This is a genomic window from Pseudomonas sp. GL_103, from assembly GCF_057835175.1.
In genome coordinates, this window is sequence record NZ_CM174420.1 from 3,614,386 (window position 1) to 3,640,148 (window position 25,763).

Sequence of the window (25,763 nt, forward strand, 5' to 3'; positions counted from 1 at the left end):
TGCGGGCTCTCATACGTTGCCAGAGACCCGGTCGGCAGGGATAAATCGGCCGGTATCGAAGGGGGCTGGCCAAGACCGGTTGAATCCACAGCTAGAAGCGGTCACTCACAGCAGATGTCGATATCAGACTTGTTCGATGAAGGATAAGAATCCAGTTTAGCTTTTGACGCTTGCCCACTCTTTAAACAGCTCTGGAAAGCCGACAGCAGCGAAGTAATCGCCTAACCTGCGAGCTGGGCCCGTTCAGATTCGTCCAGGTGCTCCAGCAGCACCGCTATCGTTGCATCCCGCAGCTTGATTGCCTCTATCCAGCCCGGCCCCTGCGCCAACAGTGGGGGGCAGACATTGACGTGGATTGCACCGTGGCGCGGGAACCACTGACCGTCGCGCAGTACCCTGCGCGTACCGCGGATTGCGACCGGCAGCAGCGGCACGCCGACACGCGCGGCGAGCACGAAGGCGCCCATGTGGAAGTTGCGCAAGCCTGGCTCGCGGGTAAAGGTCCCCTCGGGGAAGAACACCAGCGGCTGGCCAGCCTGTAGCGCCTCGGCCAGGGGCTCGGTGTCTGCGGCGCTGCGCTGCAGGTCGAAGCGTTCGACAAAGCGAGCGCCGAGCTTGCGCAGGAACAGGCCGGCAATCCACTGCTCAGCCAGTTCGCGCTTGGCAACGAAGCTGAACTGCGGCGGCAGGGCTGCGCAGAGAATGATGCCGTCGAGGTAGCTGGCATGGTTTACGGCCAGCACGCTCACCCTTGACTCAGGCAGGCGCTCCAGCCCCGTGACGCTGAACGGCACTCCAGCCAGGCGCACGAACAGCCGTGCGGCCGCGCGGGTAAAGCTGCGACACCAACGCTGGCGCGGCAGGAGCGCGACGCCCAGCCAGGTCAGCGGTGTGACCAGCCAGAACAACAGCCAGATGTAAGCGGCATACAGCGCGGCGCGGCAGGTCCGCCAGCTGCGACCGAAATGCCCGCGTACGGCCTGCAGCACCAGGCGCAGTAACTGGCGCCACACAGCGAGGTGCGGCCGACCCACTTCGCCACGCTCATACAGTTCGCGGCTGGCGGCACGGCGAATCTTGCCGCTGGAGGTCTTCAGTACGCTATGCGGTGGCGCCAGAACGATATCGTCGGGCGGCACACCGGTGAGGTCGACCACGATGCGGTTGATCTCCTGCTGCAGGCGTTGGCGCGCGGCAGCTTCCTTCTCGTAGCTTTCCGCCAACACCACCAGGCGCTCGGTGCCGGTGGCCGGGTCAGGACTGCCGAACACCGCAATGCAGCCTTTGCGCAGGCCGGGCAAATTGCCGACCGCCGCTTCGACATCATAGGGATAGATGTTGCGCCCGGCACGGATGATCAGGTCCTTGGCGCGGCCGGTCAGGTAGACCTCACCGCCGGCCATGTAGGCGAAGTCGAGCGAGTCGAACCAGCCATCGCATAGCACCCGGCGGGTCTCTTCGGGGTTACGGTAGTAGCCACCGGTGGTGGACGGCCCGCTGAATTGCAGGTGACCTTCGCTGCGTTCGGGGACTTCGACCCCGTTGCCATCGACGATGCGAATCTGATGGCCCGGCAGCGGCCGGCCGCTGGAGACGAAGCGCAGCGTTGCGCCGGCTTCGGCGGGCAGTGCATTGCCGCTGGCCTGGAACGCCTCGCGCTGCACCCTGTCGATCAGCGGCCCTCGGTTCAAGGGAGGAAACGCCACGCCCAACGTGGCCTCGGCCAATCCATAGACCGGCGCCAGCGCGGTGGGCGCCAGGCCATAGCGAACGAAACGTTCGGTGAAGCGTTGCAAAGTATCCGGGCTGACCGGCTCGGCGCCATTGAAGGCCACCCGCCAACTGCTCAGGTCCAGGCCCTCGAGGTCGGCGTCAGCGAGTTTGCTCAGGCACAGTTCGTAGGCGAAGTTGGGCGCCGCCGACAACGTGCCGCGCAAGCGATCGATGGTCCATAGCCAACGCGCCGGCCGCGCAAGGAAAGCCAGCGGCGACATCAGCACCAGGCTGTAGCCGTAATACAGGCTGCCCAGCCAGGCACCGATCAGGCCCATGTCGTGGTACATGGGCAACCAACTGACGAACACGTCCTGCGGCCCCACCTTCAGCGCCGTGCCCATGGCGCGCAGATTGGCCAGCAGGTTGGCGTGGCTGACCATTACACCCTTGGGCTGGCCAGTACTGCCCGAGGTGTACTGCAGGAAGGCGATGTCATCCGGTTGCCGCGGCGGTGTGACGCACTCGCCCCCCTCGCCTGTCAGCTCGGCCACACTGGCGATGCGAGTCAGACTCGGGACCTGTGGCCGGAGCAGCCGGGCGAGCAGCTTCGCTTGCGTCACGGTAATCAGCACTTTGGCCTCGGCGTTGCGCAGGATGCCGGCCTGGCGGCGCAGATGATCCTCTATCTGCGACAGGCGTAGCGGTGGGTAGATGGGCACCGGCACACCACCGGCCAACAGGATGCCGAAAAACCCATGGAGAAAGTCGCGCCCTGTGGGCAGCATCAGGGCCACGGCCTGCCCGGCCTGCAAGCCACTGCGTTGCAGCCCTGCGGCAACTGCCAAAGCGCCCTGGTGCAAGGCGCCGTAGCTGATATCTTCCGGCTGGTCACTTTCATCCAGCAGGCGCACGTGGGGATACTGCGGCTGATGGCGCACATGCCATTCCAGCACTTCGATCAAGGTTCGCGCGGTGTCCGGCGTCTGCCCCGATGCTACCGGGGCCTCGCTGAAGGGCAACGGGCGAGCCGCCTCGGCACCAGGTCTGCTGCGCAATACGCGCAGTACATCGGCGGGAGTGTCCGCCGAGGCGAACAGGTTTTCCGGCAAGCGCACAGCGAACTCATGCTCGATGCGTGACCAGAGCTCGACCCGAGCCAGGCTGTCTACGCCCAGGTCCCGGTCCAGCACGCTTTGCAAGGTGACTTGCAAACCTTCTGCCGCCTGCGGGCGCAACTCGACCACGGTGCGCTGGACAATTTCGAGCAATTTCTCCGCGTCCCCATCGGAATGGGGAACGGCGCGCGTTTCTGGAGGCGGACGAGACATCGGCGGCCCCTCATGACAGGACACTCTGTGTGTAGATCCTTGCCAATTGCCATTATGCGCCTATGGCGGCGACTGGGAATGCCATCATCGATTGCTGCGCTCGCGGGGTGGCTGAGCCAGGGCTAGGCTCTTAAGGACGCAGCGCCTACAGAGAGATCGCCATGCCAGCCAGCCTTGCCCCCGGAGTGACACGCCGAGAAATCTGGGCCTGGGCGATGTTCGATTTCGCCAACTCCGGCTACACGACAGTGGTGATCACCGCCGTGTTCAATGCCTACTTCGTCGCGGTGGTCGCCAAGGGCGAAGCCTGGGCTACGCTGGCCTGGACCAGCGCCACCGCTCTCTCCTATGTCCTGATCATCCTGACCGCGCCGCTGATCGGCGCCTATGCCGACGCCTTCGCCTGCAAGAAGCGCCTGCTGCTGTTCAGCACGCTCGGTTGCGTCGCCTTCACTGCTGGACTCGCGCTGGCCGGGCCGGGGGAGCTCGGTGTCGCGATCCTGTTCATCGTGCTGTCCAACTTCTGCTTCGGCAGCGGCGAGAACCTGATCGCCGCCTTCTTGCCCCAACTCGCCCGTGCGGAGGCCTTGGGCAAGGTGTCCGGTTGGGGCTGGGGGTTCGGCTATCTCGGCGGTCTGGTCAGCCTGGGCGCCTGCCTGGCCTTTGTCAGCTGGGCCCAGGCGCAGGGCCAGACTGCGGCGCAGTTCGTGCCGGTGTGCATGCTGATCACCGCGGCTCTGTTCGCCGTAGCCAGCGTGCCAACCTTCCTGTTCTTGCGCGAACGCAGCCAGCCGCAGCCAGGGCGCGGCGATATGCCTATTGCACAAGCGGCGCTGGCGCGCTTCGCGCAGACGCTGCGCGAAGCCGACCACTATCGCGACCTGCTGCGCTTCCTTGCCTGCACCGTCTGCTACCAGGCCGGGATCTCGGCGGTAATCACCCTGGCGGCCATCTATGCCAATCAGGTCATGGGCTTCAGTACCCAGGACACGCTGCTGCTGATTTTCGTGGTGAACATCACGGCCGCCATCGGTGCCGTGCTGTTCGGTGGGCTGCAAGACCGCCTCGGCCATCGCGCCACGCTGGCGCTGACCCTGCTGGGCTGGCTCGGCATGGTCGGTCTGGTCTGGTTCGCCAGTGGCCCCGGGCTGTTCTGGCTGGCGGCCAACCTCGCCGGCCTGTGCATGGGCTCAAGCCAATCGGCCGGCCGCGCGATAGTCGGTCTGCTGGCGCCGCCGACGCGTCTGGCGGAGTTCTTCGGCCTCTGGGGGCTGGCGGTCAAACTGTCGGCAATCCTCGGCCCCATGACTTACGGCCTGACCAGTTGGCTGTCCGGCGGCGATCACCGCCTGGCGATGCTGATCACCGGCAGCTATTTCGTGGTCGGCCTGCTGATCCTGGCCGGCGTCAACCTCGAGCGCGGGCGGCAGGCAGCTGTCAGCTGTACCGAGAGCCTCGAAAAGTGAGAGGGACTATCTATATTGGGGCGGTTCCGGTCAGTCGTGGAGTGCGAGAGTCGGTCAGAAGTGGGCACTCGGAAACTCAACCGCGCACCAGGCAGGTCCCTGACAAAACCCCTGGCTCGATAGCAGGCGTTCGCGGTCGCTCGGACTCAGCCGGCTGAATTGAAAGCACTGATTCACCTTGCGTGAAAATCCGTCATGACATGTCATGACCTCCTTCAAAAACGGACTTTGACCAACAAATACGGGGTTTAAAGGACGAATGGTCGAGAGGCGTCAAGCGCGGGGAATTGCCGGGAGTTTGCAGCCACTACAGGCTTTTCAATCGGGCGCGTTCGTCGCGGTCAAGTGAACTTCACTTTCTCGACGTGTCACATTAGGTCCTTGTCAAGCAAACGTCAGTAGAGGTACAGCCTTATGAGCATGACCACAATTGTCAGTGCCGTGATTTCCAGTCTCGCACCCAGTATGTTCGACCAGAACAGCCTGCAAGAACCCGGCGCGCATGTCTCAGCCGTCGAATACCACTACGGGATGGACATCGATGTGAAACGGGTACTGCAGCGCACCGATACATCCGACAAGACCGGTGTGGTACCGGTGACCCTGGTCTACGAAGACAGCGAGGGCGAGGTTCACAAGATCCGTTTCCTCGAATGGGGTGGAAGCCCCGCCGATCCCACCAGCATTGCCTGATCAACCAGTCGATCGGGTTCAGGGCCTCACCGCCCTCCCCAGAAGCGGAAGTTAAACCTCATATGCACTCAGTGCGGATGATGTTTATTGTTACCTGAAAATGGACATATTCGAATGACTAAAAGTTCATTCGCGAAACTCACTATTATCTTGACGGCGTAATGTCGCAAGATTAATTGATAACAATGGCTGGATCTAAATGGCAGTCAGCAACGGCAAATTCCAATCAAGCCGTGCCGAGAGCCAAGTTGATTCACTATTGAAGCCAAGAGGTCACCATGGAACTTAGTATGTTTTCTTCGTCCACCGTGGAATATGTGCGTTTGGGCGTTGTATATTTTCATCTTATCGCCTGCTGCGTTGCAATCGGGCTGGTTTTGACCAGTGACATTGCAATGGTCAAGCAACTCCTGAAGGGGGATGCGTCAGGTCACCAAGATGACGCGCACATGGAAAGCCTTCAAAAAACCGTAGTACTTGCACTTATAGCGCTTTGGATTACGGGCATTGGCATCGTCGGGATCGATTATGCCGGCAAGGGGATGGAATATTTCCTCAATCCAAAATTGCAAGCCAAGATCGGCATCGTTGTGCTGCTGACCTTTAACGGCTACCTGTTGCATAGCGCCGTATTGCCGGCGCTGAAAAAAGCCGGTTCGTTACTCAAACTTTCCTTCAGCCTGCGCATGCTGGCGCTGTTCTCCGGCGCCCTCTCCGGCGTGTCGTGGTTCTATGCCGCCATGCTGGGTGTTGGTCGCCCGCTGGCCTGGAAGTACTCGCTGGTGGAGTTGCTGGCAGCCTATCCGGTACTCATCGTCGGCGGTTTCGGGGCAATGGTACTGCTCACTGCCTGGGCAAAAGACAGAGACACCGAAGCGCGTATGGAGCAAGGCACCAGGACAACAGGAAACGCCGCCTTGGCTGGATGGTGAAGCCAGGTTGAACAAGGAAGTTCAGCTTTAGCCAATAAATCCCGCTGTTAGCAGTTCACAAAATCCCGGCTGACAGAAATGTGCAGCCTCAAGCCTCGCTGGCGGCGCCCAAGGTTGCTGCCAGCGCCGGTTTAACCAAGATCCCGCCTACACCCAATCCAGTGTGTTGAATCCGCCTCGACAGCATGGGCATTATGCTCCGTCGCCTCAGATCTTTCGCTCATCCCGATCAATAATGCCGCGCGCCTGGAACTCGTCCGCTAACCCCGGATGACCGGCGTCTATCGCTTGCCCTTCATACAGACTACGGAAAGATAAGCACCCCAAAGAACACCACATAGGGCAAGTATCCGCTCCGGATTGAAAATGTTCTGATCGACCGGCGCCACCAGGATTTCGCTATAAAGGCACAAGGCCCCCGCGATCAACGCAATAAAGTAGCCGGTCCGGGTTCTGGTCCGGCGCAACAACAGAACCTTTTTCAGACCCTCGTCTTTCCATTCTTGAAGGGGCATGAGTTGGATCTCCTCCAGCAGCACCACACCCCACAGCAACGCACATAACCAATAACCTATCATCATGACGTCCTCTAGTTAGAACATTGATTCAACATGAATGCAGCGTGTACTCCTTGCTCAACTTGCGAATATCGATTCCGGAGTCTTTTCTGACTCGTGAAAATGGCTGTACAAGACGTTGACGAAGACAATTCCATTGAGCGGACGAAAATTTGCCGAGAGGTAAATATGCTTGATTGGAGCGGACCCCGCTATCGACGTTAGCAGGACTTCCTTGTGGCGATATCGGCCAAGCGCTTGTAGTGATTCCACTACAAACAGGCTGGATCCGGCGATGCTGGGCGTTTACCGCAGAGTGTGGAAGATGCCGAGAACGATTGAGTGGCCCGGCTGCGTCGGATGGCAGGGTGTTCTAAGTCAACAGGCCGTTTTCGAGTGCATAGCGGGCGAGTTTCGCGTTGCTGTCCATCCCGGTTTTTTCCAGGATACGTGCCCGGTACGTCGTGACGGTACTCGGGCTCAAGTGCAATAGCTGAGCGATGCGGACAATCCTCTCGCCTGAAGCGAGGAGCTTTAGTACTTCAAGCTCCCGGTCGGATAGCGCTTCGTGGGGTGCCCCGTCGCCTCTGCCGATTGCGTTGACCAGCTTTTCTGCAAGTTCAGGACTGACGTGCTTGCCGCCTGAGGCCACCTTGCGAACTGCCGTAACCAGGGTGGCTGCGGAAATATCCTTGGTGAGGTATCCCGCTGCGCCGAGCTTGATCGCGCGTAACGCATAGGCCTCGACCGAATGCATGCTCAGCATCAGAACGGCGAGCCTGGGTTTCTCTGCACGCATGAGCTTGAGAAGTTGGAGGCCGGTCTTGTCGGGCAGCTGAATATCTACCAGCGCCACGTCGAAATCCTGCTCCCGGACCAAGAGCATTGCGTCTTGTGCCGTCTCTGCTTCACCCGTAACGTCGATCTCGCCGGCAGTCTCCAGCATGCGTCGCACGCCGCTACGCACGATGCTGTGATCATCCACCAGCAAGACTCTGATTTTGTGGTCAACCATCTGTATTTTCCATTCACCAGTGGCCAGCAAGCCATGGAATCTGCTGCAGCGTTTGACGTTAGCAGGCACAGAGCACACTTGCACTTTTTGCCTCAGGCGTTAGTGCTCACTACTCCGGACTGCCGGTGCTATCGGTTGGAACGGCCTGTTCCCGGCCAATTTCCCCAGGATCCGGGGCATTGCGCCAACCTTGCTAATATTTCGTAAGCCAACGCTCAGCTTTCAGCATGGTCAATACTGCAATGCCGGCTCCCGCATGACGCCTTGCGCGTGGCATCCATCTTGACTGGACATAGACATGGCCACAGTGACGACACCGATCGAAACTTTCGACATGAAGACGTTGCTGACAGCGCTGAAGGCGTTGCGCAATGGTGACTTCACCACGCGTATGCCGGAAGACTGGACCGGCATGCCGGGCAAGATCGCCGACACGCTCAACGAGATCATCGACATGGCGGCCGACACCGCCACCGAATTCGAACGCGTGGCACGACTGATCGGCAAGCAGGGCAAGGTCGATGAGCGTATCCAATTGCCGATGATGAAAGGCTCATGGCAAAAGATCGTCAACTCGAGCAATGCGCTGACCAGCGACCTCATCAGCCCGATGAGCGAGATGATTCGCGTTATCGGTTCGGTTGCCGAGGGTAATCTGAGCCAGCAGGTACCACCGGTACTAGACGGCCTGAAACTGCGGGGCCAGTTCCTCAAATCCGCCAGGATCGTGAACACCATGGTGACTCGACTGGGCTCCTTCGCTTCCGAGGTGACCCGCGTGGCGCGCGAAGTCGGCACTGAAGGGATTCTCGGTGGGCAGGCCAATGTCAAAGGGGTGTCCGGCACCTGGAAAGACCTGACTGACTCCGTCAACGACATGGCCGCCAACCTGACCACCCAGATGCGCAACATCGCTTACGTGACGACCGCGGTGGCCAAAGGCGATCTGGGCAAGACGATTACCGTCGAAGTCAGGGGTGAGATTCTCGAGCTGAAAAACACCATCAACACGATGGTCGGCCAGCTCTCGAGTTTCGCTGCGGAGGTGACCCGCGTGGCGCTGGAAGTCGGTACCGAAGGCAAGTTGGGCGGTCAGGCGGAAGTGCGCGGCGTATCAGGGACGTGGCGCGACCTGACCGAATCGGTCAACGGCATGGCGGCCAACCTGACCACCCAGGTGCGCAACCTCGCACAGGTGACGACGGCGGTGGCGCGCGGCGACCTCGGCAAGAAAATTACCGTTGAAGCCAAGGGCGAGATTCTCGAACTGAAAAACACTATCAACACGATGGTCGACCAACTCTCCAGCTTCGCCTCGGAGGTGACACGCGTCGCGCTGGAAGTCGGTACCGAAGGCAAACTGGGCGGACAGGCCGAAGTGACCGGCGTGTCCGGTACCTGGAAGGACTTGACCAATTCGGTCAACGGCATGGCGGCCAACCTGACCACCCAGGTGCGCAACATTGCCGACGTGACGACGGCGGTGGCCAACGGCGACCTGTCACGCAAGATCACAGCCGAAGCGAAAGGTGAAATTCTCCAGCTCAAGGAAACCATCAACACAATGGTGGACCAGCTCTCGACCTTTGCCGACGAAGTGACGCGCATGGCTCGCGAAGTGGGGACTGACGGCAAGCTCGGTGGCCAGGCCAGGGTGACGGGCGTCGGTGGAACCTGGAAAGACTTGACCGACTCGGTCAACAGCATGGCGGCCAACCTGACCAATCAGGTCCGCAACATCGCTGACGTGACGACGGCGGTGGCCAAAGGCGACCTGGGGCGCAAGATTACCGTGGAAGCCAAGGGCGAAATCATGGAGCTTAAAAACACCATCAACACCATGGTGGACCAGCTCAATAGCTTTGCCGCCGAAGTGACGCGGGTGGCGCGCGAAGTCGGCACCGAAGGAAAGCTTGGGGGACAGGCACAGGTGCAAGGCGTGTCCGGCACCTGGAGGGATTTGACCGAAAACGTGAACTTCATGGCGGCCAACCTGACCAGCCAGGTGCGAGGCATCGCGAAAGTGGTGACCGCAGTAGCCAACGGCGACATGAAGAAGAAACTGACACTGGAAGCCAAGGGCGAGATCGCCGAACTGGCCGACACCATCAACGGCATGACCGATACGCTGGCGCTGTTCTCCGATCAGGTGACTTCGGTGGCGCGTGAAGTGGGGGTCGAGGGCAAGCTGGGGGGCCAGGCCAACGTGCCGGGTGCTGCCGGCACCTGGCGCGACCTGACCGACAACGTGAACGGTCTGGCGGCCAACCTGACCAATCAGGTGCGCGCAATTGCCGACGTGGCGACTGCCGTGACCAAGGGCGATCTGACTCGTTACGTTGAGGTGGAAGCAAAGGGTGAAGTGGCGGAATTGAAGGACAACGTCAACGAGATGATCCGCAACCTGCGGGAAACCACGCGGCAAAACGCGGAGCAGGACTGGCTCAAGAGCAATCTCGCGAAATTCAACCGTCTGCTGCAGGGCCAGCGCGATCTGGCGGCAGTCTCCAAGATGGTGCTGTCTGAACTGGCTCCACTGATCAACGCCCAGCACGGTGTGTTCTACATGATGAACGAGAACCCGCCCGATCCTGCGAAACTCAAACTGCTGTCCGCTTATGCGTACAAGGGCAACATCAATGTGAACGATGAGTGGCGGCTCGGCGAGGGCCTGGTCGGGCAATGCGCCTACGAGAAGCGGCGCATCCTGTTGACCGATGTACCCGCCAATTACGTCGCGATTTCATCGGGACTGGGTGCGGCCGCCCCACTGAATATCATCGTGTTGCCAATCCTGTTCGAGAACAAGGTCAAGGCCGTCGTCGAAATGGCTTCGTTCACGCGCTACAGCATCATTCATCAAACCTTCCTTGATCAGCTTGCTGAATCGATTGGTATCGTGCTCAACACGATCGAAGCCAATATGCGTACCGAAGAACTGCTCAAGCAGTCGCAATCGCTGGCGCAGGAGCTGCAAAAGCAACAAGAGGAATTGAGACAGACCAACGAGGAACTGGGGGACAAGGCTGGACTGCTGGCGGAGCAGAAAGCCGAAGTCGAGCGCAAGAACCGCGAAGTCGAAATCACCAAGCTGTCGCTGGAGGAAAAGGCGGAGCAGCTGATGCTGACCTCGAAGTACAAGTCCGAATTCCTCTCCAGCATGTCCCATGAGCTCAGAACGCCATTGAACAGCTTGCTGATCCTGGCCCGGCAGCTCAGCGACAACGCGGAGCACAATCTCACGCCCCGGCAGGTCGAATATGCCAAGACCATCCGTAGCGCGGGCAAAGACCTGCTGGAGCTGATCGACGAGATTCTCTATCTGTCCAAGATCGAGTCGGGAACGGTCACTCTGGATCTGAATGAAGCGCTGTTCGCCGATCTGCACGACCAGATCGAACGCACCTTCCGGCCAGTCGCCGAAAGCCGGGGCCTGACCTTCACGATTGAACTGGCCCCTGCCCTGCCCCCCGTCATCTGGACCGACGAAAAGCGCCTGCTGCAGGTGGTCAAGAATCTGCTGTCCAACGCCTTCAAGTTCACTGAGCAAGGCAGCGTCAAGATCAGCATCGCGCCCGTTGTGTCCGGTTGGAGCGTGGACAACAGCGAACTCAATCGTGCCGATACCGTGGTCGCCTTCGTGGTCACCGACACCGGCATTGGCGTATCTGCCGGCAAGCAGAAGCTCATCTTCGAAGCGTTCCAGCAAGGAGATACCGGAACCTCACGAAAGTACGGCGGCACCGGCCTCGGCCTGTCGATCAGCCGCGAGCTCGCACACCGGCTGGGTGGTGAGCTGCGGCTGATCCCCGGTGAGACCGGCAAGGGCAGTACTTTCGCGCTGTACGTGCCCTTGCGGACACAGGATGCCCAGCGTCAGATGCCAGACGAATCAGCGACAGAGACAGTACCTGGCCAAGCCAAGCGCGACCTCATGCCAGGTCCGTCTGTACAGATACTGGACGACCGCGAGTCTGTCCAACCTGGGGACCAGGTGCTGCTGATGCTCGAGGGCGACGCCCGATTCGCCAGCATTCTGCTCGAGGCCGCTCGCCAGAAGGGGTTCAGGGCTATCGTCACGACCCGTGGCGCGGATGCACTGGAGCTTGTCGAGCGCTTCAAACCCGCCGCGATCACCCTGGACCCGGGCCTGACGGACATCGATGGCTGGTCGCTGCTCGAGCAGTTGAAGCGCAATTTCGCCACGCGTCACATCCCGGTCCAGATCATCTCGACCGCTGACGACCACACACGCGGGCTGCGCTATGGCGCTTTCGACTATCTGCTCAAACCGGTCACAGCCGACGAGATTCAAAATGCGCTGGTCGGCATCGTGGCATTCGCTCGGCGCAAGACCAGGAATCTGCTGCTCATCGACGGCAACGAAGGGAGCCGCGCCCGCATCCTCGATCTGCTCGGCAACACCGACGTGAAGATCGAAACGACCGTCAGCGGCGCGCAAGCCTTGAAGACACTGGCAAAGAAACGCTACGACTGCATGGCAATCAATCTCAAACTGCCCGACGCATCCGGCATCAGCTTTCTCGAGGCATTGCAGCAAGACCACGCCATGCGTGAATTGCCGATCGTCGCCTATGGTGCAGATACACTGACCAAGCCGGAACACGAGCGTTTCAGGACACTGCTCGGCAAGGGCGTCATCAAGGCCGTTCAGTCCCCCGAGCGCATACTCGACGAAACCGCACTGTTTCTACACCGTGTCGTCGCCAGTCTGTCGCAGACCCAGCGCAGGATGCTGGAAAAACTCTATGAGGGTTCGGACAGTCTCGAGGGTAAAAAGGCCCTGGTGGTCGACGATGACGTGCGCAATATCTTTGCCCTGACCAGCGTGCTTGAGTGCAACCAAATGCTGGTGGCCACGGCCGAAAACGGTCGAACCGCCATAGAACTGCTGCAGCAGCAGCCCGATACCGACATCGTGCTGATGGACATCATGATGCCCGAGATGGATGGCTTTGAAACCATGCGCCAGATCCGTACATTCAAGAGATTTGAAACCCTGCCCATGATTGCGCTGACGGCCAAGGCAATGATGGGTGACCGTGAAAAGTGCATCGAGGCAGGAGCCTCGGACTATGTCAGCAAGCCGGTGGATACCGACCAGCTGCTGTCACTGATGCGCAAATGGCTCTATCGATGACGCGGTACCGCGCTCATTGCGCGCTAGCGCAAACAGAAGTGGCATAAACATGCAGCAGGAACCTCCGGTATTCAATGAGAGAGCCCAGGTGCGGCACCCGCTCCCGCCTGATGGCGTGCCAGCATCCGTGTTGCTGGTGGATGACAATCCCGCCAAGCTTACGGCGCTCGCCGCAGTGATTGCCGACATGGGCCTCGATATTGCCACGGCGACTTCCGGGCGCGAGGCGCTGCGCCTGCTATTGCAGCGCGACTTCGCCGTCATTCTGCTCGACGTGAAAATGCCAGTGATGGACGGTTTTGAAACCGCTGCACTCATTCACGGCCGCCCGAAGTCGGCCCACACGCCCATTATCTTCGTCACAGCGGAGGCCGAAACGGATTCCGAGCGTTTCCGCGGTTATACGTCCGGCGCAGTGGATTACATCTTCTCGCCGATTGTGGCCGAGGTGCTTCGCGCCAAGATCCAGGTGTTTGTCGACCTGTTCTACTTGCAGCGCAAACTGACGATGCAGGCCGAAGAATTGCTGCAATCGAAGCTGCAGTTGCGTGAGCTGGCCTCCTATCAGGAGCACATCAAGGAAGAAGAGCGAAAGCGGATCGCACGCGACATCCATGACGAGCTGGGACAGAGTCTGCTGGCGTTGCGAATCGATGTCTCCATGTTGCAGGCGCGCACCAGTACCATGCACCCCAAGCTCAACGAAAAGGCCAGCGATGCTCTGAATCACCTCGATACAGCCATCCGCAGTGTCCGCAGTATCATCAATGATCTTCGACCACCCGTACTCGATCTGGGATTGCAGGCTGCGATCGAGTGGCAACTTGAAGAGTTCCGGCAGCGCAGCGCGATCGATTGCACGATGTCGGCGCAAGACGAAAATTTCCGTTGCGACCTGAATGAAAAATCCGCCACGACGCTGTTCCGCATCGTGCAGGAATCGCTGTCGAACATTGCCCGGCACGCCCAAGCAACAAAGGTGCATATCGAACTCTCCAGGGAGGGTCGCCGGCTTTACCTGCAGATCAAGGACAACGGCGTAGGCATGACGGATCGCAAAAAATTGAACTCGTTCGGGCTGGTGGGAATGAAGGAACGCATCAGCATGCTGGGCGGGGAGTTCACGATAGACAGCGCACCGGACAAAGGAACGAGATTAACGATATCGCTGCCACTCGATTGATCCGGATGGCACTGAAAGTGCTATGGCCCGTGTTCATCGGGCGGGCCAACCAGACTGCGACTATGGCAATGGCTTCGAGAGTGGCCAGATCGCTGCGCATTGGCGCCCTTGGAAAACACTAAACTACGAAACGCCCACTGAACAATTTAGCCAATCTGTTGCATCGACCGGTTGATTCCACAGCCAATGGCAGACGTTGGATCAAATCCGATCCGGCAAACTACGGACAGTTGCCTGCCTTGTTTAAAACTGTTTCTTCGTGCGCACTGCGGGCGAACTCAAGTCTGCCTTCTATTAAACCTGGTTTCGCGATGTGAAAAAGGCCATCACCGCGGCGAGTACCAGCAAGATAGCGCTTGCGAGAAATGTCATGCGATAGCCGCTCCCGTCGAACAGCAGCCCGCCGAGGGTAGAGCCCAGCGCAATGGATAGCTGAATGACTGCCACCATCAGGCCACCCCCGGCTTCAGCATCCTTGGGCAACGCCTTGGCCAGCCACGACCACCACCCCACAGGTGCCGCCGTCGCGATCAGGCCCCACAGCCCCAGCAATACAAAAGCTGCCACGACTCCGCCGCCAAGGACAATCAAGGAAAGTGCAATGGCGGCCATCAAGAGTGGAATCCAGACCAGGACGCGGTACATGCCGGTTTTCAGGAAAGTGCCGATCAGAATGGTTCCGACAAAACCCGTGACGCCGATGACCAGCAGGATCATCGACAACGTGGAGACATCTAAACCAGTGACGGTCTCCAGGAACGGGCGCAGATAGGTGAACAATACAAACTGCCCCATGAAGAGAGTGCCCACACTCAACATGCCGAAACTGACTAATGGGCTCTTGAACAATCGAAAGACATTGCCAGCGCCCGCTTTGCGCGGCGCCGCCGTCATGGCTGGCAGGCTGATCCACTGCCAGATCAACGCGATGATCGCTACCGGAATCAGGCAGAAAAAAGCACCCCGCCAACCGATGACACTCCCCAGATAGCTTCCCAGTGGTGCGGCCACTACGGTTGCCAAAGCATTGCCGCCGTTGAAGATTGCCAACGCCTTGGGCACGCTATGGGACGGTACCAGGCGCATGGCCATTGCCGCCGACATCGACCAGAACCCGCCGATCACTACGCCGATCAGCGCACGACCAATCATGTACACCGTATAGTTTGGCGCCAGACCGACTACCAGCCCCGACACGCACATAATCCCGGTCAGTAGCAGCAACAGCGTCTTGCGGTCCAATGAGCCCGCAAGCCTGGAAATCGAAAGGCTTGTCAGCACCGCGAAGGCGCCGGAAATGGCGATCCCATACCCGGCCAGTCCTTCACTGATTTGCAGATCCGATGCAATCGGTGTGAGCAAACTGACCGGCATGAACTCCGAGGCGATCAGCGCGAATACACACAGCGTCATCGCAAAGATGCCACTCCAGTAAGCCGGCTGCTCCTCCGTCCCCGGCGTGCCGAGGGCATCACTTGCCGGGGTGTCGAATACTTGAGCCGTCATGCAAAAACCTCTCATCAAATAGTTGTTGGCTGAAGCTCTGGCCTTTTAGCCAACCATCGTCAGATGCCGGGTAAAAAAGGCGGTGAGCTTGCTCCAGGGAATCAAGTTCACGCGGTCGTAAAGATCCACGTGACCGGCCCCGGCAACCCAGGCCAGTTCCTTCGGTTCGGCGGCGCGTTGGTAGGCGTCCTCACTGAACTCTCTGGAGTGCGCCTGATCGCCAGCGATGAACAGCAGCGGACGCGGGGAAATCGTCTCGATATCGTTGAATGGATAGAAATTCACGAACCTGACTTCACTGGTCAAGGTGCGGTTTTGCGTCAGTTCCAATGCTCTGCCATGAGGGATATGGATGCCGCGTGGCGTACGGTAGAAGTCCCAGAATTCACGAGTCACTGGGTCTGCATCTTCACCAAGCTGCACCGGCAAATAGTTCAGAAATTGCATTTGCCCGGTAGAGAACTCGTCGTAGCGTTGCTCGGCGGCTTTGGCGAGCATGGCCTGGCGTTGCTCGACAGTCACTGAGTGCCCCAGACCATGACGGGTAACCGCGCCCATGTCGTACATGCTGACAGTGGCCACGGCTTTCAAACGAGGATCCATCTTGGCCGCGCTGATAGCAAAACCACCGCTGCCACAGATACCCAGTACGCCGATACGCTTGCGATCAATGAAGTCCCGCGTACCCAGGTAGTCAACCGCAGCACTGAATGCGTCGGCATACATTTCGGGGGCGACCTGGTTACGAGGCAGGCCCTCACTCTCTCCCCAGAACGGCAAGTCAATCGCCAGCGTGATGAAGCCTTGTTCCGCCAGCTTTTGTGCATAGAGCATGGAGCTTTGCTCTTTGACCGCTCCCATGGGATGACCGACGATAATCGCCGGCGCTTTAACGTTTCGAGCCAGATTTTTGGGCGTTACAAGATTGCCCACAATTTGAAGATTGTATGAGTTCTTGAAGGTCACCTTATGCACAGTGACCTTGTCGCTTTTGTAAAAATTGTCGGCGCCCTCCGGCGGGCTGACAGCGTTTTTCGAGTCAGCTGCGAAGGCCGACCCGCCTGCGATCGAAAGAACGCCCAGAGCCGCAATACTGACGCCGGTGGCCTTTACGAATTCGCGTCTGGCAAGACCTGGAGGGCTCAAGGCTTCTGTCGATTCAAGGAGGGTTACAGGTGTCTCGCTCATCTTCACTACTCCGTTCCAGATAGGTGACAGAGCTTGACGGATTCGAGACATCCTGATTAGTAGGCATAATCTTCATGTAGTTGTGAGAAAAGCTCAGCAATGGCAAACCCCAAAGTCAACGATCTCCAAGCTTTCCTGGCAGTGGCGCGCGATCAAAGCTTTACGAAGGCCGCCGCGAAACTGGGCATCACTCCTTCTGCGTTGAGTCATACGATCCGGGCACTTGAACAAAGACTGGGGATACGTCTGCTGGCCCGCACGACACGCAATGTGTCGCCCACAGAGGCGGGAGAAAGATTGATGCGTTCGATCGCCCCGCTTTTCGATCAGATCGCTGTCGAGCTTGAAGCCTTGAGCGAATTACGGGACAAGCCCAGTGGCACGATTCGTATTTCCTGTACTGACGATCAGATTGAGTTGTGCATTCGGCCGATGCTTGCAGGCTTCTTGAAGAATTATCCGGATATCACACTGGAGTTCTACGTCGACTATGGATTCACCAACGTGGTCGAGGAACGCTTCGATGCTGGCATTCGCATGGGCGAATCGATCAGCAAGGACATGATTGCGGTTCGCATAGGACCGGATTGGCGGTTGGCGGTGGTGGGATCCCCGGCGTATTTCGAACACCGCCCGGTACCCACAACACCTCATGAGTTGACTGACCATGACTGCGTCAATATCCGCCACCGGCCATCAGGGGCGATTTACGCCTGGGAGTTTGAACGAGATGGCCAGGCGTTTACGGTCAAGGCAGATGGGCAACTCGTTTTCAACAGCATCATGCATGTTCTCAATGCCGCCGTTGATGGCGTTGGTCTGGCCTACGTACCAGAGGAATTGGTCGCACCGTATCTGGCCGACGGCCGACTTAAAGAAGTCCTGGCTGACTGGTGTCCCGAGTTTCAGGGTTACCATTTGTACTACCCCAACAGACGCCAGGCATCTCCGGCCTTTTCTGCATTGGTCGAGGCGCTGAAATATAGACGCTGAGCGTTCTGTATTCGACGCGCTGCAACGTCTGCTATGGATCGGTGGCTGCCCCTCGTCAGAGGGCAGCATTCGGCCATAAGCAGCCAGTCGGAAATGTCCACGAAACCATGGGCGATTCACTCTGGGGCACACAGGCATTCAGCTTCCCTCCGCCCTCGGTTCCCGACTGGGAACGCGGCGCCTACAAAGTTGCCATTATCATTTGTCGTCCATCTTTGTTGACGATTGTGGCCGGCGCTCAGTGCTCTCTTCGGCGTTGGGCGCTTCTGGAAAACTCCCTGGTGTGAACACATGTGTCTGCAAGTCGCTGGCATCGACTTCGGCGACACCATGAACCGAACGGGCCAGACCAATGGCCTGTTCACACTGTCTATGAGTGTTGACGCGGCCGCTTAACCCCACTATGCCCGCATGGGTTTTGACATTGATATGCAGGCTAAGGGTCGGATCGGAAAATGCCAGGGCCGACTTCACCTTGGCGGTAATCCATGCATCGTGAACGGTCATTTCCAGACCATGAGAGTAATGCTGGAAGGAGTGAATTTTCATGGCTGAACCCTCTCTCGCGTAATCAGACGTACTGTCCATCCCATTTGCTGTGCCGCCCTCTGCCCGTCAGGTGAACGCTATGGATACCTGATTCGTTTTGGAGCGCTCGCCACGCAAACATTGACAGAAATTAATTATAGTACGGCCGTTGCCTGCGGTCAGAGCGCTGTCCCCGTGAACGTCCGCCTTGGTCGCTCTGTGCCAGGCGCAACACCTACAGAGCACTCCAAACAGTCCTTACTGCGATCAGCCCTGATCAACCCATAGCTGCCGATCTCGACCGACAGAAAACGACCGATTCTGTTGAAAAAGTCGGTACGCCCAAACAGCCTGGTCATTGACTGGTTAAAACGCCTTTTTTGCACACTGCTACGTGAAATCTGAGTCCGGAAGCCTCTGCCGAAAGTATATATTTCAATCTCGGACGCATACTTTTCTGCTGCGGAAACCATGGTCGACTTTTTCAACAGAATCGGCCAAAAGCACTCACCGCCAAGGAAATAAACGGAGCGAGCTGAAAGCCTTTGTTCATTGCTAGCTCCTTTCTCGGGGTTGAGCATTTGGACTACCGCGGCGCTTTTACAAGGCTGAGGCTGAGGATTAGCCCAAGCGCAATTGAGCTTAGATCAGGTTTTTGAACCGTGTTCAGATTGGAAAACGGACAGTGGATGCGGCCCGGGTAACACAATGACTTGAGGGTTGCCAACGCATGCTACGGCCTGCTGGTACATGTCCAGTTTTTTGGATGCATGGCCTATCTTTGGGTAATGATGGGCTTCGTTCAACTGCTGTGCCAACCATCGTCCAAGTGCGTTCTCATGGCCGATTTTCGCCGTTATTGACAGGCAGCTATGGGTCGGATAGCGACGGTCAAGCATCGACCGTCACTATGGATAGTCAGACTTCCGTTTGTTCCGCCATTTCCAGGGCATCATCGACCTCGATTCCCAGGTATCTGACAGTGCTTTCAAGCTTCGAATGACCAAGCAGGAGTTGAACTGCTCTCAGGTTCTTCGTCCTACGATAGATCAACGAAGCCTTGGTTCTCCTTAGCGTGTGGGTTCCGTACATAGTTGGATCAAGGCCAATGGTTGTCACCCACGCTTTGACTATTCGAGCGTATTGCCTGGTGGAAAGATGGTCCGAGGCGTGCAACCGGCTCGGGAACAAGAAGTTCTCGCTGCGGAGACGCGCCTGGTGCATCCAAGCCTCCAGAACTGTTCGAGTTTGCTCAGTGATTTCAAATTGCACTGGGTGATGAGTTTTTTGCTGCATCACGATGGCCCGTGACGACACATGCTCCCCATGGGCGATGTCTCGAACTCGCAACTTGGTTAAGTCACAGGCACGCAGCTTGCTATCAATGGCCAAGTTGAAAAGCGCCAAATCATGCGTCTTCTCAGCAAGCTGAAGTCTTACGCGGATAGCCCAGATATCTCTGACTCGAAGCGGAGCTTTCTGCCCGACAAGCTTTCCCTTGTTCCAAGGCTGATAGCGGTATCTAGCAATAGTATTCATGGCTCGTCCTCCACGTTGAGGGGAGGACAAGGGTGGATCAGTCACAATGGCTGGTGGTCGCTATCCGACCCTAAAGCGGCCGGTGGGGACAGGCAGAAACCGGCTAGTTGCTGTCATTAGAGCAACTGGTCGAAAAATGTCTGTAGCTGTCCAGACCACTGGTTTACAGCTTATGCCGCGCGGCATACAGGCAGATCATCTCCATCGCCAACGCGGCCCCGGCAAGCGCAGTAATCTCGGCGTGGTCATAGGGCGGTGCTACCTCCACCACGTCCATGCCGATCAGGTTGATACCGCGCAGACCTCGCAGAATCGCCAAGGCCTGATGGCTCGATAGTCCACCGCAGACCGGCGTCCCCGTGCCTGGGGCAAATGCCGGGTCGAGGCAGTCGATATCGAAGGTGAGATAGACCGGATGGTCGCCAACGCGCACCCGGATAATCTCCGCCAGTTCCTTGGTAGAGCGATCATGCACTTCACTGGCATTCAGCACCTGAAAGCCCATGACGTCGTCATTGGTCGTGCGCTGGCCAATCTGGATGGACCGTGCAGGATCAACCAGCCCTTCGCGGACGGCGTGATAGAACATCGAGCCGTGGTCGATACGCTTGTCCTCGCCGTCGGACTCCAGGTCATGGTGCGCATCGAAATGGATCAAGGAAAGCGGACCATACTTGGCCGCGTGAGCTTGCAGCAGCGGATAACTGATGAAGTGATCGCCGCCCAGGGTCAGCATCGCAGTACCCGCCGCCAGAATCCGCTCGGCATGGGCCCTGATCGCCGCTGGGGTCTGCTCTGGGGTGCCGTAATCGAAATAGCAATCGCCATAATCGACACAAGCCAGTAGATCGAACGGGTCAAATTCCCAAGGCCAGTGACGCGCCCAGGCGGACTGTACCGATGCCTCGCGGATCGCCCGCGGTCCGAAGCGACTGCCCGGTCGATTGCTGGTCGCGGTATCGAACGGGATGCCGCTGATGGCGATATCCACACCACGCAAATCGCGGGTGTAGCGACGCCGCATAAAACTGGTGATACCACCGTAGGTCGGTTCACCCTCGGTGCCATACAGGCTGTCACGTGTCATCGCCTGATCGATTATCGAATTGTCATTTAGCATGGGATTCTCAATGCGGGTTACTGAAGCTGACCCAGGCATGCGTACGCTCACGCAATGCTCGCTGGGGCAAAGGTTGGTTTCTGTTGCTCGGGCTTGCCGTGAATGGGCAGGATTGGCGCTTTATCGCGCCAGACCCATTGCGGTTTTCAGCCGCCTGGCAAGGGTGGGGTTCGCACCGGGATCAAGCGCTTCGATCCGGTGGCCTCAAATGCCGACGCCAGGCGCAGCAGCGCTGAGTCGTCGTAGGCGCGCCCCGCAAACGTCAGGCCGACGGGCATGCCGATGTCCGGCATCACGCCCATCGGCACGGTGACCGTTGGCACGCCGAGGTGACGGATGGCGAGGTTGCCGTTGGCGACCCAGACGCCGTTGCTCCAGGCGATATCCGCCGATTGCGGATCGACATCGGCATTCGCCGGGCCCACGTCGGCGACCGCCGGGAAAATCACCGCGTCGAGCCCAAGCCGATCCATCCACTCCTCAAGATCGATACGTCGGGTCTGCTCCAGCCCGCGTAGGCCATCGGGCAGTGTGGTGATCTGATCCCACGGGGTGATGCCACGCTTGGCCATGCGCACGTATTCGTCCATGCCAATGGCCGGGCCATCTTCGCGGTCAGGCAGAGTGCCTGGGTCGTGCGGAAAAATCTGCGGGCCGTCGACGTCAGCCAGACGGTTTAGCTTGGGATCGTCGTTGGCTTGCAGGAAATCATCGAAGGCCCAGGCGGTCAGGTCCCACAGTTCGTGATGGAGGAACTCCCTGGACACCAGGCCGCGGGTTAACACCGTCGGCGCCCCAGGTCGATCGCCCTCGCAATTGGAGACCAGCGGGAAATCCGTCTCAACCACTTCGGCACCGGCCGCTTCCAGAGTCTTTCGTGCGTTTTCCCAGAGGGCGATCACCGAGGCACGGGTGTTGATCCGCTGGCCTGTCGCCCACCCGATACCCGGCGCTTCGCTGGTGCCCGCGTCGGGGTCGGCGTTGATGTACATGCGCGGTACTCCCAAGCGCTTGCCGGCGAGTGCGGCGGGCCTGGCAGCCAGTTCCAGGTAGGAGGCAGGACGCACCGAGGCGACGCTGGGGATCGCCACCCAAGGTTGTAAGCGCCATAGGTCGCCACGTTTGTCGGCGTCGTCGGCCACCACCACGTCGAGTACTTCGAGTAGGTCGGCCATGGTCCTGGCATAAGGCACGACCACATCCATGGTGGGCGTCAGTGGCCAGTTGCCGCGCACCGAGATCACCCCACGCGACGGTGTATAGGCGCACAGACCATTGTTTGAGGCCGGCCCGCGGCCGCTCGACCAGGTTTCTTCAGCAAGGCCGAAGGCGGCGAAACTGGCGGCGGTGGCCGTACCTGCGCCGTTGGAGGAACCCGAGGCGAAGGGTGCAGTGAGGTAGTCCGCGTTGTACGGGCTCTCGGCACGGCCATACACGCCGCGCTGCATGCCGCCATTGGCCATGGGCGGCATATTGGTCTTGCCCAGGCAGATGGCACCGGCGCCGCGCAAGCGCTCGATGGTGAACGCATCGCGATAGGCAACCAGGTCCTTAAAGGCCGGGCTGCCGGACGCCGCGGTCAGGCCTTTGACCAGATAGCTGTCCTTGGCTGTATAGGGAATACCATCGAGCGGACCGAGGGTCTCGCCACGGGCACGACGGGCGTCGCAGGCCTGCGCTTCTTCAAGCGCATTCGGGTTGCGCACCACCACCGCGTTGAGGGCGGTGGGCGTGTTGGGGCCGTCGTAGGCATCGATTCGTGAGAGATAGGCCTGGACCAGCTCAACTGCCGTGGTTCGGCCGGCGTCAAGGGCTGCGCGCAGCTCGGCAATAGAAACCTCAGTTACTTCAATCATGCTGTTACCACTGGCTACTGGGTCTTTAAGGTGGCTTGATTGGCGCAGCGTGCCAGCGAAACCGCATCGGCCATGTGCCTGGTTCCGTTGAGTTTCACTGGCGCAGCACCATTTACTGTCAGGTTCCCGACTTGAGCTTGGTCCATGCACGGGTGCGAGCGCGTTCTGCGCTGGACGGCAATGGCACTAGCGCAAATAGAGAAGTCTGGACGTCGGCGGAGGGGTAGAGGTTGGGGTTGTTGCGGATTCCCGGGCTGACCAGGGCAGTGGCGTCCTTGTTCGGGTTGGGATAACCGACGTAGTCGCTGATCGGGGCAATCACCTGCGGTTGCAGCAGGTAGTTGATGAAGGCATGGGCATCATCCGGGTTCTTCGCATCCTTGGGGATGGCCAGCACGTCGAACCAGACCGGTGCGCCTTCCTTGGGCAAGCGCATATCCACCACCACGCCGTTGCCGGCCTCCTTGGCGCGATTGGCCGCCTGGGAGAAACTGCCGGAGTAACCCACAGCCACGCAGATGTCACCATTGGCGATATCGGTCATGTATTTTGAGGAGTGAAAGTAGGCGACGTTGGGGCGGATCTTTTTCAGCAGTTCTTCGGCCTTCGCGTAGTCTTTGGCCTCAGTGCTGTTGGGCGGCAGGCCCAGGTAGTGGAGGGCGATGGGGATCATATCCGTCGGCGAATCGAGAAGTGCCACGCCGCACTGCTTGAGCTTGGCAATGTTCTCTTCCTTGAAGATAAGATCCCAGCTGTCCAACGGCGCGTTCTCGCCGAGCGCAGCCTTGACCTTGGCCGGGTTGAAACCGATCAGCACGGTTCCGTACATATAAGGCACGGCGAAACGGTTACCCGGATCGTTGGCTTCGATCAGCTTCATCAATTGCGGGTCCAGATGCTTCCAGTTGGGTAGCTTGCTTCGGTCAAGTGGCTGGAACGCGTTGGCCTGAATTTGCTTGGCGAGGAAACTATCGGATGGCACCACCACGTCATAACCGGAGTTGCCGGTGAGCAGTTTGGCCTCCAAGGTTTCGTTGCTGTCGAAGATGTCGTAGACCAGCTTTGCGCCATTCTCCTTCTTGAAGTTGTCCAAGGTCTGCGGCGCGACGTAGTCGAACCAGTTGTAGACACGCAGGGTGCGCTCTTCCGCATTAGCGTTAGCGCTCAGCAGGCCTAGGCTGCAGATCGTAGCGAGGAGCGTACGGGGGAGTTGATGCTTGATCCATTTCTCACAGCTTTGGGAGATGGTGCCCACTCGTTCGGCTGCCAGCGCCGGGCCAGCAAGCATCGTCAGAGCTTTCAGCAGGACGGCACGCAGGCTGCCGACTCCAACGCGGGCGGTGCGCCAGGACACCGAGTCCGCTCCCATATCGATTTTTTGCCACGGCTGTTGCTGCTTGTACTTCATAGGACCACCTTTTGAATTATTGTCTTTGGCCTAGCTCCAAATGAATTGTTACGGCTGCTTGAATCACAATCAATCTATATAAACTACAAGTAATTAAAGCAAAAAAACTAAACGATAGGGTCTGACGCCGATGTCTCCTACGCTTCGTGCAGGCGCTGACGGGATGCACCAGGCAGCGGCATGCACAAACGCGGGCACGTCATCTTTTGGAGTTAGGCGGTGATTCCCCGCGCAGGGCTGGATCAGCCGAACTGGCCCAACCCTGCGAGGGAAAGCAGTCTGGCTATTGCTTGCGTCTCATAGGCGGCAATTCTTTCAGAGCTAACCGACACTAGGAATGTGTTGGGTGATGCAATGCACACCACCGCCATTGTTGGCAAGGATGGTGCCATCGACACCCACGACTGGCCGTCCCGGAGAAATCTCCCGGAAGAGATTCAAGGCAATCTCATCTGCAGGAGTGCTTGAAGTAGGAACCACGATGCCGACGTTGGATTTGTAGAAGTTGATGTAGCTGAAGTTCTCCACCGTCAGGCCTGACACCTTGAATGTTGGCTGAACGGGCATCTTGGTAATCTTGAAGGGGCGGCCCCTTGCATCGGTGCTTTGTTGCAGCACTGTCAGGTTTGCCGCCATCCTGGGCACGTTGGGGTTGCTTGGGTCCGACGGGTAATTCAATAACAGATGGGCTGGCTCGATGTAGGCAGCAACCAGGTCGACATGCCCATCGGTAGCGGCAGCGCCGTCGTCGCCGTACACCCCATACGGCAGCCAGATCATCTTGGTCGCGTTATAGGCACGCAGCAGCGCGGTCTCGATCTGTGCCTTGGTCATGCTCGGGTTACGATTGGGATTGAGCAGGCACTGTTCGGTGGTAATGAGCGTGCCCTGCCCATCGGTAATCACCGCGCCACCTTCAAACACCATATTGACTGGTGATTTAGGCACGTTAAGGGTGGCGCAGACACCGACGGGCAATTGATCATCCAGGGTGGCCGACCACCTGTTGCCCCAGCCGTTGAAAATGAAATCGCGTCCCAGCATGTCGTGCCCTGATGGGCTCAGCGCGAATACTGGCGCGGTATCACGGGTCCAGCAATCGTTGTATGGATACTCGATGACAGTAACGTTAGGGCCGCAGCGCTTGCGTACAACCTCGGTATTGCCGGTCATCGCCATCATCAAGACCGGCTCGAACTGCGCAATGGCATTCGCTACGTTGATGACAGAATCCTGCATGGGTTTCAGCTGGTCCTTGTAGCTCTTGTCATAGGGATACGCCATCAACACGCTCTGGTGTGGCTCCCACTCTGCCGGCACCCGATAGCCATCGGAGGCAGGGTTGGGCTCCGCCGCTCGGGCCAAGCGTCCAAGCCCTGATGTACCGATGGCAGTTGCAGTAATAGCCACCAACGCGCCCATATTGAACCGGCGCCTTCCCGGGTTCGTAGGCCCCTCCATTGCGGCTTGATCTGCCATCAACCGCTCTGTTGCCAACTGAATGTCTTGTTCTTTATCCATGTAACGAGTCCCCCAGGTTATCCAGCCAGATATTTCATTTACCAAGGCACACG

17 protein-coding genes are annotated in these 25,763 nt (G+C 58.7%); 6 read left to right on the forward strand and 11 right to left on the reverse strand.

The window, feature by feature from the left end:
• Positions 1 to 221 precede the first annotated feature (221 nt).
• Positions 222 to 3,044, reverse strand: coding sequence for an AMP-binding protein (locus tag AC3IP0_RS16245; RefSeq protein WP_489325299.1), 2,823 nt, complete (start codon positions 3,042 to 3,044; stop codon positions 222 to 224).
• Between the two features lie 161 nt (positions 3,045 to 3,205).
• On the opposite strand from AC3IP0_RS16245, the gene AC3IP0_RS16250 reads away from it, so the two are divergent.
• The 3 genes from AC3IP0_RS16250 (at position 3,206) to AC3IP0_RS16260 (ending at position 6,135) form a co-directional block, all read left to right on the forward strand.
• Positions 3,206 to 4,510 carry an MFS transporter gene (locus tag AC3IP0_RS16250; RefSeq protein WP_489316137.1) on the forward strand — a complete coding sequence of 435 codons (1,305 nt, stop codon included), beginning with the start codon at positions 3,206 to 3,208 and terminating at the stop codon, positions 4,508 to 4,510.
• 414 nt (positions 4,511 to 4,924) lie between these two features.
• Complete coding sequence (locus tag AC3IP0_RS16255; protein ID WP_489316138.1) at positions 4,925 to 5,203, forward strand: DUF2790 domain-containing protein; 279 nt, start codon at positions 4,925 to 4,927, stop codon at positions 5,201 to 5,203.
• 278 nt (positions 5,204 to 5,481) lie between these two features.
• Complete coding sequence (locus tag AC3IP0_RS16260; protein ID WP_489316139.1) at positions 5,482 to 6,135, forward strand: hypothetical protein; 654 nt, start codon at positions 5,482 to 5,484, stop codon at positions 6,133 to 6,135.
• A 281-nt stretch (positions 6,136 to 6,416) separates the two neighbouring features.
• Here AC3IP0_RS16260 and AC3IP0_RS16265 read toward each other — a convergent pair whose 3' ends face one another.
• Positions 6,417 to 6,716, reverse strand: coding sequence for a hypothetical protein (locus tag AC3IP0_RS16265; protein WP_489316140.1), 300 nt, complete (start codon positions 6,714 to 6,716; stop codon positions 6,417 to 6,419).
• 349 nt (positions 6,717 to 7,065) lie between these two features.
• Complete coding sequence (locus AC3IP0_RS16270; protein WP_489316141.1) at positions 7,066 to 7,707, reverse strand: response regulator; 642 nt, start codon at positions 7,705 to 7,707, stop codon at positions 7,066 to 7,068.
• Between the two features lie 298 nt (positions 7,708 to 8,005).
• Here AC3IP0_RS16270 and AC3IP0_RS16275 point away from each other — a divergent pair, with 298 nt between their 5' ends.
• Entirely contained in the window at positions 8,006 to 12,868 is a 4,863-nt protein-coding gene (locus AC3IP0_RS16275; RefSeq protein ID WP_489325301.1) for a HAMP domain-containing protein, read from the forward strand.
• Positions 12,869 to 12,917: 49 nt separating this feature from the next.
• On the forward strand, positions 12,918 to 14,051 hold the full coding sequence (locus tag AC3IP0_RS16280) for an ATP-binding response regulator (protein ID WP_489325302.1): 1,134 nt from the start codon (positions 12,918 to 12,920) through the stop codon (positions 14,049 to 14,051).
• 294 nt (positions 14,052 to 14,345) lie between these two features.
• Here AC3IP0_RS16280 and AC3IP0_RS16285 read toward each other — a convergent pair whose 3' ends face one another.
• Together AC3IP0_RS16285 and AC3IP0_RS16290 are read right to left on the reverse strand one after the other, a co-directional pair.
• Positions 14,346 to 15,557 carry an MFS transporter gene (locus tag AC3IP0_RS16285; RefSeq protein ID WP_489325304.1) on the reverse strand — a complete coding sequence of 404 codons (1,212 nt, stop codon included), beginning with the start codon at positions 15,555 to 15,557 and terminating at the stop codon, positions 14,346 to 14,348.
• A gap of 45 nt (positions 15,558 to 15,602) precedes the next feature.
• Positions 15,603 to 16,745, reverse strand: a complete 1,143-nt coding sequence (locus tag AC3IP0_RS16290; RefSeq protein ID WP_489316145.1) for an alpha/beta hydrolase — start codon at positions 16,743 to 16,745, stop codon at positions 15,603 to 15,605.
• Positions 16,746 to 16,844: 99 nt separating this feature from the next.
• Between AC3IP0_RS16290 and AC3IP0_RS16295 the strand changes: the two genes are divergently transcribed.
• Positions 16,845 to 17,738 (forward strand): LysR family transcriptional regulator, encoded by an 894-nt coding sequence (locus AC3IP0_RS16295; RefSeq protein WP_489316146.1) that lies wholly within the window; start codon positions 16,845 to 16,847, stop codon positions 17,736 to 17,738.
• Between the two features lie 198 nt (positions 17,739 to 17,936).
• Here the strand turns inward: AC3IP0_RS16295 and AC3IP0_RS16300 are convergent, their stop codons facing one another.
• The 6 genes from AC3IP0_RS16300 to AC3IP0_RS16325 form a co-directional block, all read right to left on the reverse strand.
• Positions 17,937 to 18,287: a BON domain-containing protein gene (locus AC3IP0_RS16300; protein ID WP_489316147.1), complete on the reverse strand. Its 351-nt coding sequence runs from the start codon at positions 18,285 to 18,287 to the stop codon at positions 17,937 to 17,939.
• Between the two features lie 897 nt (positions 18,288 to 19,184).
• Positions 19,185 to 19,805 (reverse strand): tyrosine-type recombinase/integrase, encoded by a 621-nt coding sequence (locus AC3IP0_RS16305; protein WP_489325306.1) that lies wholly within the window; start codon positions 19,803 to 19,805, stop codon positions 19,185 to 19,187.
• 163 nt (positions 19,806 to 19,968) lie between these two features.
• Entirely contained in the window at positions 19,969 to 20,925 is a 957-nt protein-coding gene (gene speB / locus AC3IP0_RS16310; protein WP_489325307.1) for an agmatinase, read from the reverse strand.
• A 146-nt stretch (positions 20,926 to 21,071) separates the two neighbouring features.
• Positions 21,072 to 22,781: an amidase gene (locus AC3IP0_RS16315; protein WP_489316149.1), complete on the reverse strand. Its 1,710-nt coding sequence runs from the start codon at positions 22,779 to 22,781 to the stop codon at positions 21,072 to 21,074.
• A 118-nt stretch (positions 22,782 to 22,899) separates the two neighbouring features.
• On the reverse strand, positions 22,900 to 24,189 hold the full coding sequence (locus AC3IP0_RS16320) for a polyamine ABC transporter substrate-binding protein (protein WP_489325309.1): 1,290 nt from the start codon (positions 24,187 to 24,189) through the stop codon (positions 22,900 to 22,902).
• 321 nt (positions 24,190 to 24,510) lie between these two features.
• Positions 24,511 to 25,710, reverse strand: coding sequence for an agmatine deiminase family protein (locus tag AC3IP0_RS16325; protein ID WP_489325310.1), 1,200 nt, complete (start codon positions 25,708 to 25,710; stop codon positions 24,511 to 24,513).
• Positions 25,711 to 25,763: the final 53 nt, after the last annotated feature.